The organism is Parasedimentitalea maritima, from assembly GCF_005771405.1.
Taxonomy (GTDB): Bacteria; Pseudomonadota; Alphaproteobacteria; order Rhodobacterales; family Rhodobacteraceae; genus Parasedimentitalea; species Parasedimentitalea maritima.
On the sequence record NZ_VAUA01000012.1, the window covers coordinates 133551 to 145768 of the forward strand.

11 protein-coding genes are annotated in these 12218 nt (G+C 50.5%); 8 read left to right on the forward strand and 3 right to left on the reverse strand.

All coding sequences use genetic code 11. The features are described 5' to 3' along the window. Positions 1–74: 74 nt before the first annotated feature. Complete coding sequence (locus tag FEE96_RS20660; RefSeq protein WP_138165025.1) at positions 75–1268, reverse strand: ABC transporter substrate-binding protein; 1194 nt, start codon at positions 1266–1268, stop codon at positions 75–77. Positions 1269–1441: 173 nt separating this feature from the next. Between FEE96_RS20660 and FEE96_RS20665 the strand changes: the two genes are divergently transcribed. Continuing rightward, positions 1442–2539, forward strand: coding sequence for a PQQ-dependent sugar dehydrogenase (locus FEE96_RS20665; protein WP_138165026.1), 1098 nt, complete (start codon positions 1442–1444; stop codon positions 2537–2539). 73 nt (positions 2540–2612) lie between these two features. Here the strand turns inward: FEE96_RS20665 and FEE96_RS20670 are convergent, their stop codons facing one another. Further along, the gene (locus FEE96_RS20670) at positions 2613–3611 is read right to left on the reverse strand and encodes a GlxA family transcriptional regulator (protein WP_138165027.1); all 999 of its coding nucleotides are present in this window, start codon (positions 3609–3611) and stop codon (positions 2613–2615) included. A 180-nt stretch (positions 3612–3791) separates the two neighbouring features. Here FEE96_RS20670 and FEE96_RS20675 point away from each other — a divergent pair, with 180 nt between their 5' ends. Then, positions 3792–5162 (forward strand): class II 3-deoxy-7-phosphoheptulonate synthase, encoded by a 1371-nt coding sequence (locus FEE96_RS20675; protein WP_138165028.1) that lies wholly within the window; start codon positions 3792–3794, stop codon positions 5160–5162. 195 nt (positions 5163–5357) lie between these two features. On the opposite strand, the gene FEE96_RS20680 is transcribed toward FEE96_RS20675, so the two are convergent. Continuing rightward, positions 5358–6167, reverse strand: coding sequence for a PAS domain-containing protein (locus FEE96_RS20680; RefSeq protein ID WP_138165029.1), 810 nt, complete (start codon positions 6165–6167; stop codon positions 5358–5360). A 269-nt stretch (positions 6168–6436) separates the two neighbouring features. On the opposite strand from FEE96_RS20680, the gene FEE96_RS20685 reads away from it, so the two are divergent. The 6 genes from FEE96_RS20685 (at position 6437) to FEE96_RS20710 (ending at position 12123) form a co-directional block, all read left to right on the forward strand. Beyond that, a complete protein-coding gene (locus FEE96_RS20685; RefSeq protein ID WP_138165030.1) occupies positions 6437–7333 on the forward strand; it encodes a YicC/YloC family endoribonuclease in 897 nt (298 codons plus the stop codon). Between the two features lie 15 nt (positions 7334–7348). Continuing rightward, the gene (gmk, locus tag FEE96_RS20690; RefSeq protein ID WP_138165031.1) at positions 7349–7990 is read left to right on the forward strand and encodes a guanylate kinase; all 642 of its coding nucleotides are present in this window, start codon (positions 7349–7351) and stop codon (positions 7988–7990) included. After that, positions 7987–8508, forward strand: a complete 522-nt coding sequence (locus FEE96_RS20695) for a gamma carbonic anhydrase family protein (protein WP_138165032.1) — start codon at positions 7987–7989, stop codon at positions 8506–8508. Before gmk ends, FEE96_RS20695 begins: the two co-directional genes overlap by 4 nt. 3 nt (positions 8509–8511) lie before the next feature. Then, positions 8512–9693: a trans-sulfuration enzyme family protein gene (locus tag FEE96_RS20700; protein WP_138165033.1), complete on the forward strand. Its 1182-nt coding sequence runs from the start codon at positions 8512–8514 to the stop codon at positions 9691–9693. A 101-nt stretch (positions 9694–9794) separates the two neighbouring features. Further along, the gene (locus tag FEE96_RS20705) at positions 9795–10856 is read left to right on the forward strand and encodes an ATP-binding protein (protein ID WP_138165034.1); all 1062 of its coding nucleotides are present in this window, start codon (positions 9795–9797) and stop codon (positions 10854–10856) included. A gap of 211 nt (positions 10857–11067) precedes the next feature. After that, positions 11068–12123: a substrate-binding domain-containing protein gene (locus tag FEE96_RS20710; protein ID WP_138165035.1), complete on the forward strand. Its 1056-nt coding sequence runs from the start codon at positions 11068–11070 to the stop codon at positions 12121–12123. Positions 12124–12218: the final 95 nt, after the last annotated feature.

A 12218-nucleotide genomic window follows, 5' to 3' on the forward strand; every position in this document is an offset into this window, starting at 1 on the left:
CTTTTTCGCAGCCCATATGTTGGAACAGCCCGGGTTGAACCCGGGCTGATCTTTACTAAACAATCCTTAGAGGATTAGCGGAACTGCACAGTTTTGTTAGCGCCGTCTGTGACTTCGATCTCACGGTAGGAACCAGCACTTTCACCGGGTCCGATCAGTTCAACAGCGGAGGCACCAACATAGTCGATGTCTGTGCCAGCTTTCAGCAATTCTAGTGCTTTGCCCAGTTCACCCGGATAGATTTTCTCACCCGGAGCGTTGGCAACGTCCATGATCTTGGCGCCATAGTCGGCTGGATCTTTGGAATTCGCGGCCTGCATTGCCAACATCACCAGTGCAGCTGCATCATAGGATTCTGGCGAATAAGGCGAAGATCCGTCAAAACCAGCTTCCTCAGCCATAGCAAAGTAAGCTTCTGCGCCTTGGCCACCGGAGCCGGCAATTTGACCAAATGAACCGTTCAGATCTGCACCAACGTTAGCTGGCAGCGAGTCTCCGATCATGCCACCTGGCAGGCCGAACTTGTCGAATGCACCACTATCGAGCGAAGACTGAATGATTCCCAGACCACCTTGATCGAGGTAACCCGCAACGACAAGGATATCACCGCCAGCTGAGGCCAATGCGCCAACTTCAGCAGAGTAATCGCCTTTGCCATCTTCGTGTGCTGCGGAAATGGTAACTTCACCACCCACTGCTTCAAACGAAGTCTTGATGGCGTCGGCCAAACCTTTGCCATAGTCGTTGTTGGTATAGGTCAGAGCGATGGACTTAACGCCACGGTCGGTCAGGACTTCGGCCATAACTTGACCTTCACGCGCATCTGAGGGAGCTGTCCGGAAGAACAAACCGTTGTCTTCCATGGTCGACAGACCAGGCGATGTCGCGGATGGCGAGATCATGACCATACCGTTAGGGATAGCAACGTTCTGCAGGATCGCACCGGTTACACCGGAACAGTCGCCGCCAATGATGCCGCTGACGCCATCAGCCAACATTTTTTCAGCGTTGGCAGTGGACAGTCCATTGTCAATGCAGCCAGTGTCGGCGCGCATGGGGGTTACGGTTGCAGTGTCCAGCAGCATGCCAGACTTTGTTACTTCTGCCATTGCCAATTCGGCGCCAGCGCCCATGGACGGAGCCAAGGATTCAATTGGTCCAGTAAAACCAAACAGAATTCCCAGTTTGACTTCTTTGGCGTGGCCGCCTGCAAAGGCCGTACCAGCGGTTAGTGCAACAGCAGCGGTGGCCATCAGCAATTTTTTCATTAGAAAACTCCCATTGTTGGAACATAACTGTTCATCTTTGACCCTAGGCAAGGGCGGTTGAAAAGAAAAGTGCTATCAAACCGGTTCCTGTTTCGGGCCATTGCTGCCACTTCTTGGGGGTGGTCAGCTGTGTTGGATCCAATATACTTAAAGGATCCTGAAAGGAAGGAAAAATGACAAAGATCATTCTTCTAGTTATCTTTCTACTATCCGTTGTAGGTGCCCATGCAGATACAATGGACACCAGCCAAGGCCAGCTGAAATTGGAAAGAATAGCCTCTGGGTTTGATGTTCCGTGGGCTATTGATTTTCTGCCTAACGGAGCCGCATTGGTGACCGAACGTGTAGGTCACTTAAACTATGTGCTTGGGCAGAATAAATTTCGTATCAAAGGCGTACCCCGGGTTGTAGTGCGGGGGCAGGGAGGCCTATTGGATGTCCTTGTGCCACGTGATTTTCTTCGAAGTCGGCAATTATTCCTGTCCTATTCGAAATCGCAGGGGAATGGTTCCGGGACAGCATTGGCTGTAGGAACGTTGAGCACTGATTTCAAACGCCTGACTAATCTTCGTGTGATATTTGAGGCCACCCCCAGTTCCTCCACATCTCGGCACTATGGGGCTCGTGTAATCGAATCGACCAATGGAACGTTGTTCTTGACCTTGGGCGAACGAGGTGAGCGAGACAGCGCACAGGATTTATCACGGCATCAAGGGTCAGTTATACATTTGAGCCGAAATGGGGGAATTCCTGCCAACAATCCTTTTGTTTCGCGCCGTGACGCACAGCCACAGATTTGGTCATATGGACATCGAAACCCACAAGGGATTGCATTTGACAGGCGGGGAAGGCTTTGGGTTGTTGAACATGGCGCCAAAGGCGGTGACGAAATAAATTTGATCCGGAAAGGAGCCAACTATGGCTGGCCGGTAATCTCTTTTGGGCGGCACTATTCTGGAGCGAAAATTGGCGAAGGAACATCAAAACCCGGTATGCAACAACCAGTTTGGTACTGGGATCCATCGATCGCACCGTCAGGCATGATGATCTATTCTGGAAAGCTCTGGCCTAGTTGGCGCGGCCATTTTTTCGTCGGATCGCTGAAACTTGACTTTATTTCGCGTTTGTCAGGCGAGAGCCTTGCTGAAAAAGAGCGGTTGAAGGGGCCAGCAACAGGCCGGATACGGGACATCGCAGAATCCCCAGATGGAAGTATCTGGTTTGCATCAGAAAATGATGGGGCAATCTATCGGCTTACGCCTGCGAACTAGAAAACGTGAACGACTCCGACCTTCGGCTGTTAGTCCAGGAACCCAATGCAACAGATAGTCACCACCGCGTTCTTTATGGTTTGGAGGCGAGGCTACCGCGTTCGCGATACGGTGTGGTATCATAGTGGGCTCGGTAGCATTTTGAGAAATGTGAAGGTGAGGCAAAACCACAAGCAAGTGCGACGTTGATCACGCTCATATCGGTTTGCATCAACAGGTTACGTGCTTTTTGCAATCTCAATTCCATATAGTAACGTTTGGGAGAGCGGTTAAGATAACGGCGAAATAGGCGCTCCAGTTGGCGGGTCGACATTCCGACATCACGCGCTAAAATTGACGGGCTGATCGGTTCTTCGATATTGGCTTCCATCATCTGAATTACCGTCGACAGCTTAGGATGACGAACGCCAATCCGTGTTGGTACCGAAAGCCGTTGAGTATCTTGATCGGTTCGAATCGACGAGTAGATCAGTTGGTCTGCCACAGCATTCGCAAGATCTTCGCCATGATCATTGGCGATCAATTTTAGCAGCAGATCGATAGAGGAAGTGCCGCCTGCGGTGGTCATCCTGTTCCCATCGATCACAAATACAGATTTGGTTAGCTCTATTTCATCAAACTCTTCAATAAAGCTGTCTGCGTTTTCCCAGTGAATGGTTGCCTTTTTTCCGTCCAGCAACCCAGCTCGGGCCAGAACATATGCCGCAGTGCATAATCCCCCAACCTTCAGACCTTTGCGAGCTTCACGGCGCAGCCAGCCCAATAGCTTTTTGGTGGTTGCCGACTGCACTTGAACACCCGAACACAATAGGACGACATCGTCACGCTGTAAGTCACCCAGATCAGCATCAAGCTGAAACGAAGTGCCCGCCGAACAAGTTACTCCTTCGCCGCCTTCACCAATCAAAGTCCAGCTATACAGATCCTTATTCCCCATCCGGTTAGAAATCCGTAGGCATTCCAAGGCGGAGGCGAACGACAACATTGAAAAGTTGTTCATTAAAACAAAGACAAACCGACGAGGCTTGTCCTGGGTGCCGTCGATTTCGACAAGCTTTTTTTGCTCGTGCATGGCGCGTTAGTCCTCAAAACCTGGGGTCGCCTGAGGGAGATATTCCGGGGCGTTATTGAGAGCGTGATCACAGCTTACAAGCGGCGTCAAGTAGTCTCAATTCGGAACTGGTCACAGGCCTTGCACTTTTGTATAGAGAGGCCTCAAGTAAATGAAGACCTTTGATGCGGAGACAAAGCTATGAGTAAGTGGCAAAAATCGAACTGGCGTGCGAAACCGCGGGTTCAAATGCCTGACTATACCAACGCTGACGCCCTTGCGGGTGTCGAGGCGCAGCTTTCTAATTATCCACCCTTGGTCTTTGCCGGTGAAGCGCGACGCCTGAAGCAACATCTTGCAGCCGCCGCTCGCGGCGAAGCCTTTTTGTTGCAAGGTGGAGATTGTGCGGAAAGTTTTGAACAGTTCAGCGCTAACAATATTCGTGACACCTTCAAGGTGATGTTGCAGATGGCAATGGTCCTAACCTATGGCGCTAAGGTACCTGTTATCAAGTTGGGGCGTATGGCTGGGCAATTTGCCAAGCCGCGTAGTGCTGCGACCGAGGTGATCGATGGTGTTGAGCTGCCCAGCTACCGCGGTGATATCATCAACGAGCTGGCCTTCACTCCTGAAAGCAGAATCCCAAATCCAAACAAGATGTTGCAGGCCTACACTCAGGCCTCTGCAACTCTAAACCTTCTGCGTGCGTTTTCAACCGGTGGTTACGCCGACGTAAACCAGGTGCATGCCTGGACACTGGGTTTTACTGAGACTGAAAAAGTCGACAAATACCGAGAAATGGCTGCGCGTATTACCGATACGCTAGACTTCATGAAAGCGGCAGGTGTTACTCAAGAAACTGCACATACTTTGCAGTCTGTCGAGTTCTATACCAGCCATGAAGGTTTGCTGTTGGAGTATGAAGAGGCGCTTACCGTACTGGATTCAACTTCTGGCAAATGGTTGGCTGGTTCGGGGCATATGATTTGGATTGGCGATCGTACTCGCCAGCCTGATGGTGCACACGTCGAATTCTGTCGTGGTGTGTTGAACCCCATAGGTCTGAAGTGCGGTCCAACGACATCAGCAGAAGACCTTAAGGTTCTGATGTCAAAGCTTAATCCAGAGAACGAAGAAGGTAAGTTGACACTGATTGCACGGTTTGGTGCTGGCAAAGTTGCGGAACACCTTCCACGCCTCGTCAATGCGGTGCAGGAAGAGGGTTCAAATGTAACCTGGGTTTGTGATCCAATGCATGGCAATACCGTCAAATCGTCATCAGGCTACAAAACACGACCCTTTGATAGTGTTCTTAAGGAAGTGCGAGATTTCTTTGCAGTGCACAGTGCCGAAGGAACCGTACCGGGTGGCGTGCATTTTGAGATGACTGGCCAGGATGTAACAGAATGTACTGGTGGAGTGCGGGCAGTAACAGACGAAGATCTGAGTGCTCGTTACCATACGGCTTGCGATCCGCGGCTGAATGCCAGCCAGTCCCTAGAGCTTGCATTCTTGGTTGCCGAAGAACTGTCAGCACTTCGTACTGAACGGACTACGCGTCAAGCTTGTTAACTTTTGCCTAAATTTGAGCACACCAATGCCCGGCGGTTTTGCCGGGCATTTTTTTGGACGTCTATCAATTTATGAATTCTGAGATTTAGATGATCGAAAAAATTAAAACGCCCTGGGTTTCTCCACAGGGCGCATCTTAACCAATGCCGAAAATTACGGCTTGAACTCATTACTCCTCAACAAAACTATTTTGGATTAATCCCGGCTAACAACGAGACGCAGATGTGAAGAGCGATTTTGTTTTGTCTTTTCCGGTGGGTTCCTAATTTCGCTCAGGCTCTTACGTGCCTCATCCATAGATTGACGACTAGCTTCAACCAGCGCCCGTGCCTCATCCATTACTGATCGCTCATCACCAAACTTAGCTTGGGTTTCAGCAAAACTTGCATTGACTTCGTTTGGAGACTTTGATGCAGGCGATTTTTGGGGTTTCAACAACGGTGTGACCGGGCGAAGTTCTGTAGCAACGACATTAAATCGCTGCGAAGTCTTCATCGAATTTCCCTCGGATACAAATACGCCCAATGCGCGGCTCACGTCACCCAGGTCACTGCGAAGTGGCATCAACAGCATGCGCGCTTCTTGTGAAGGGCGGTTGCGGGTTGCCTCGGTTTGAAGTGACAATTCGACAACCGCAGGCGCATCAAACATATGTTCCAAGGCTGCGCTGACTTGTTTACGCGCTGTTGGAGTGAAAAACGCAGTGAGAGGCATGCCACGTACTTCCATACCTGCCATTTCGTTAAGCTTTTGGCCGGCTAAGCGGAACCGCGCGATGCCCGGTGCAATACGCTCCAGAATAAACGTTTGGCTTAAGATATTTTCAAGCCCACGAGGATCGATCTGGGAGCGTTTCGGAACATCTTCGCCCTGACGTAGAGCGGTCCAATATGATTCGGCCTGACGGATTGGTGAAAGGGAGCTGCCATCACGGAACCGATCCATCGATATCACCTTGTCTTGACCCGAGTTATGCTCGGAACCTTTGCGGCTACCAAAAAACATGTCCTATCCCTCCATTCGCGTCCGATTGTCATTCCCGCTTCATTCGGAGCAAACTTGCTCGTAATGATTAATACCGGAATGGTTACTCTGGAGTTAAGATGACACAATCTAGTTCAATTTTGGACTAAATGTTTAAACAATGGTTAATACTCCCTCCGCCAATACGTTAACCATAAAGGTTGCCAGACACAGCCTTCCGCCCCTGTACAGCAGTCAGCCATGGGCTTAGGTGCTGTACATAAATTCTAGCCCTGTATGGAGTCCGCCGTATGACCCTGCGATCAATGACTGGTTTTGCTTCTTCCCAGGGAAATCTGGGGGCTCATAGTTGGAGTTGGGAAATACGCTCCGTTAACGCCAAAGGGCTGGACCTTCGGCTGAGGGTGCCCGATTGGCTGGAAGGCTTGGAAACTTTGCTGCGGGCTCAACTCGCTAAGGCTTTGGAAAGGGGAAATGTTTCCTTAGCCTTGCGAGTTTCGCGCACTGAAGATAGCGGCAGTCAGCTTGAAGTGAATACCTCGGTTCTAGAATCGATACTCAAGGCGGTGGGGGTTGTTGAAGCAGCTGCGTTGTCTGCTGATGTTACACTTACTCCTGCAAATCCTGCGGATCTTTTAGCTTTGCGTGGAGTCTTAGAGCATTCAGTCAGTAGTGACGATCCTGCGCCGCTTGTTAAAGAGTTGACTAAGGAGTTCGAAAGCCTTGTGTCCGAATTCGTTCAAATGCGTGACGCAGAAGGCGCTGCATTAGAAGAAATATTAACCAAACAATTGGGGCAGGTTGAGCAGTTGACTACCCAAGCTGCAGCACGTGCAGAGGCTCGAAAACCGCTGGTGGCGGCTGCTCTAAAGGCAAATCTGGCTAAAGTTATAGACAATAGCGAAGGGGCTGACCCGGCGCGGGTGGCTCAGGAACTAGCGGTCTTGGCTGTAAAGGCGGACGTCACTGAAGAAATTGACCGTCTTGGTGCCCATGTGGCGGCTGCACGTGAATTGCTGTGCAAAGGTGGTGCGGTTGGGCGAAAATTCGATTTTCTGATGCAAGAGTTCAATCGCGAAGCAAATACACTTTGCTCTAAGGCACAAAACAGTGACCTGACAGCCACCGGTCTAGAGCTGAAGGCGGTGATTGACCAGATGCGTGAACAAGTTCAAAACATAGAGTAGTAAGGAGAGCACGCCATGGCAGATCGGCGCGGCCTATTAATAATCCTGTCTTCACCATCAGGTGCTGGTAAATCAACATTGGCACGCCGCCTAATGGACTGGGATCCTAGCTTAAAATTTTCTGTGTCCGCCACGACCCGTCAGCCGCGACCCGGAGAAGAGCATGGACGCGAGTACTTCTTTCTCGAGGAGAGAGAGTTTAAACAACAAGCTATTGACGGTGAAATGCTTGAGCATGCTCATGTTTTTGGTAATTTCTATGGATCTCCTGCTGGACCGGTAAAGAAGACAATTGATTCCGGTCAAGATGTTTTGTTTGACGTCGATTGGCAGGGTGAAATTCAGATCCGAAATTCAGACCTTGGTAAACACGCCCTTTCGATCTTCATTTTGCCTCCCTCAATCCGTGAATTGCGCCGTCGTCTAGAGACCCGGGCGCAAGACAGCGAAGACGTTATTGGCAAACGTATGCTGAAAAGCTGGGATGAGATCAGTCACTGGGGGTACTATGACTATGTGCTGATCAATGATGATCTGAATGAAACCGAAGAACGGTTGAAAACAATCGTTCAAGCCGAACGTATGCGTCGTATTCAACAGCCATCGCTTACTCAACATGTAAGGGTTTTGCAAAACGAATTCGAGGACCAGCAATGACTCTCTATGCACTAGGAGAACACAGCCCCGAAATCCACGATGACGCCTGGATTGCGCCAGATGCAAATCTGGTCGGACAGGTTGTAGTCGAGCAGGGGGGCTCGGTCTGGTTCAGCTGCACAATTCGAGCTGACCATGAAGAGATCAGGGTTGGTCAGGGTTCAAATGTTCAGGAAAACTGCGTCATGCACATCGACGCGGGATTTCCACTTACCATCGGCCGAAATTGTACTATTGGCCATAAAGTTATGCTGCACGGATGCACAATTGGCGACAATACCTTAGTCGGCATGGGGGCAATTGTACTGAACGGTGCCAAGATTGGAAAAAACTGCCTGATAGGTGCCGGCGCATTGATTACTGAGAACAAACTCATACCCGACAACTCATTGATAATGGGGTCTCCGGGGAAAATCGTCCGCGACGTTGACGAGGCAACAGTAGAGAAATTACGCCAGAGCGCCCTGCATTATCAGGACAATATGCGGCACTTCCGCGACAAGTTGAAAGAGATCTAACTAATGCGTAATACCAAGGGTTCACTGATGCGCCCCGATCCGCTCCCATATAGTGCCAGTCGACCGGTGGTGACACCGCTTAGCCCATCCGTGGTCTATGCCAGCGATACTCCGGACGCTTTGGATGACCAGTACGAGGGCAGGGTGCATGGCTACACCTACTCGCGCGAGGGGCACCCCAATGCTGATGTGGTGGCTAAACGGCTAGACGCAATGGAAGGCGTTTCCGGTGGTGTCGTGACAAGTTCGGGCATGGCGGCGGTTTCAACGGTTCTTATAGGATTGCTTAAGGCTGGGGACCACGTGATTGGTGCCAACCAGCTTTATGGTCGCTCTTTACGGCTTATGGCTGAAGATCTCCCGCGGTTAGGAATCGCAACCACACTTGCAGATCCCGCAGATGTGAAGGCTATCGAAGCGGCAATTCGTCCTGAAACCAAAATGATACTGGTTGAAGTTGTCTCAAATCCGACACTCGCAGTTGCCGATATTACAGGGCTGGCTAAACTTTGTGCTGATCGCGATATTCTGTTGGTGGTTGACAATACCTTCACGACACCCCGCGGCTTCAGGCCCTTCGAGCACGGCGCCGATATTGTCATTCATTCCATCACCAAACTTTTGGCAGGACATTCGGACGTAATGTTAGGCTATGCGGTGGCCCGGGATCCGGCGATTAATGACCGTATGCGCGTGTTTTGCGTTACAACTGGAATGACCCCAAGCCCGTTTGATTGCTGGTTGGCTGAACGGGGGATGTTGTCATTCGAACTTCGCTTTGACAGGGCACAGGAAACAGCAGCACTGCTAGCAGATCATCTTGCAGAAATGCCCGGTATCAAACGTGTTATCTATCCAATGCGCGGTGACCACCCAGATGCCGATCGAGCTTCTGAATTGTTGGGCTCTTCGGGGTGCAACATGGTCAGTTTTGAACTGTCAGGGGGACGTGCAGCCGCCAATACCTTTACCCGCGAGGCAGAAGGATTAAATTTTGCACCAACTCTGGGCGATGTTGGAACGACCTTATCTCATCCTGCATCTTCATCGCATAGGGCGCTTAGTGCCGGCGATCGGGCGGCTCTTGGGCTGAGCGAAGGTTTTTTTCGGGTGTCTGTAGGGCTAGAAGAACCTGGCGCCCTGTTGCAGGTCTTTACCAATGCGGTAGCGGCTGCCACGTCATAGTTACAATTGGCGGATATAGAGTCAGTTGAACAGATTAAACGAGTGGCAGGATTGTGAACTTAATCTTGCCACTCCGTGATTGGAATATCGGTGGCAACTCAATGACCCAGCAGCTAATAAACGGTTTTTTGTCCGCCATGCCGTTGCCAGCTGTGCTGGTCGACCAGCGAGAACGTATAATTGGCACCAATACTGAAAGCCGGTCATTACTGGGACAACAAATACAGGGCCGTCATTTTGCCACCATTCTTCGGCAGCCAGCGGTAATAGATGCCGTTGAATCTTGTCTGAATGACCAGCAGCCACGCATTACCCGCCATCAATCGAACGAAGGCACTCAGGACACCACGTACGACGTTACATTGCGGTTTGTTCCAGGCATTGGTGTGGATGACAAAGGGGCAGTGTTGCTTTGTTTCGCCGATGTTACCGAGGTAGAGCAGGCCAGCCAGATGCGCCGGGATTTTGTTGCAAATGTCAGCCACGAATTGCGCACCCCTCTGACTGCGCTGATGGGGTTCATAGAAACCCTGCGCGGCGCGGCCAAAGATGATGCAAACGCTCGTGATCGATTCCTATCAATCATGGAAGGTGAAGCCAGCCGGATGAACAGATTGGTGGGCGACTTACTTTCACTTAACCGCGTCGAAAGCCAGGAACGAATTCGCCCCAAAATGCAGGTGGATCTTACGTCTTTGTTGTCTTCGACATTGATTTCGCTGGAACCACTTTCCAAATCCGGCGGAGTTGAGCTGATACTTGAAACGGATGAAAAGCCGGCTCAACTGATAGGTGACCCTGACCAGTTGCAACAGGTTTTCACCAATCTTGTGGAAAACGCCATCAAGTATGGTGGCACTCGGGTACTGGTTAAGCTGACCAATTTGCAGCGCGACCCTGGTCTGAGATGTAGTGCCGCACAGGTGCAGGTGATTGATAACGGGCCTGGCATTGCGCCACACCACCTGCCCCGTCTGACAGAGAGATTCTATCGCGCTGATAGTCACCGATCACGTGAGATGGGCGGTACAGGTCTAGGGTTGGCAATTGTTAAACATATTACCAATCGACACCGGGGTAAGTTTCGGGTGGAGAGCATACTGGAACAGGGAAGCACATTTACTGTTGTCCTCCCGCTTTGCCCCGAAAAAATAGTTAGTTGAGTGCGGTGTGGTCAATAACCTTCTGGCGATAAAGGGTTTCCTATCGAGTTTGGGTTCACCTCTCTTGATGCAACGCGCAATTAGTTAGTAATTTTTCAGGTTGTCATGTGCCTGTTACATTGCCGTCACAAAAGACACATGCAGCCCGCTTATCAGGGCAGCAAGATCACCATGGGGTGATCGAGTTTAATCCTACTCAAGGAAACATGAGATGTCCTTTGTGAAACTGACAACTTCCGCTCTGGCAATTGCTGCTGTGTCTGCAACCGCTGCCGTTGCCCGCGACCAAGTACAAGTCGCCGGCTCATCCACGGTTCTGCCATATGCATCAATCGTTGCTGAAGCTTTTGGCGAGAACTTCGACTTTCCTACCCCAGTTGTTGAGTCCGGTGGCTCATCGGCCGGACTGAAGCGGTTCTGTGAGGGTGTTGGAGAAAACACCATCGACGTGGCCAATGCTTCACGCCGTATAAAAACCAAAGAAATTGAAAAATGCGCTGAAAACGGTGTAACCGATATTATTGAAGTACAGATCGGATATGACGGTATTGTATTTGCCAGTGATATTCAGGGCAATGCGTTTGAATTTACGCCGACCGACTGGTTCCTTGCTTTGTCTGACCAAGTTTTGGTCGACGGAAAAATGGTAGCAAATAGCGCCAAGACCTGGGCTGATGTAAACGCAGAATTCCCGGCTCAGCCGATCCAAGCCTATATTCCAGGAACTAAACACGGCACCCGCGAAGTGTTTGAAGATAAAGTGGTCCTTGCAGGCTGTGAGGCCACAGGCGCCTTTGATGTGCTGTTGGATCAAGCAACAGGCGATACTGCAAAAGCCAAAAAGAAAGCTGCTGAAAAGGCCTGTATCTCGCTGCGGACCGATGGCTTGTCGGTAGATATCGATGGCGATTACACAGAAACTTTGGCCCGAATTGAAAGCAATAAAAACGGCATCGGGGTGTTTGGCCTGGCATTCTATGAAAACAATACCGACAAGCTCCAGACGGCGACTATGTCAGGAGTTGTCCCTTCGACTGAAACCATTGCGACCGGCGAATATCCAGTGTCTCGTCCTTTGTTCTTTTATGTCAAGAAAGCCCACATTGGCGTTATTCCAGGTTTGAAGGAATACACTGAGTTTTTTGTTGCCGATGAAGTTGCCGGTCCAGATGGTCCGTTGGCCGAATACGGTTTGGTTGCTGACCCAGAACTTGAAAAAACTCAAGAGTCTGTCTCGGACGAAGTTGTGATGGGCGGAAATTCCTAATCCGCTTAGAAAAATGTAACCGGGGTAAGGGTTTCGCCCCGGTTCTCAATCCATTTTCTCACCTTGAAAATCCAGCCTGCTAACACTAATGGAGC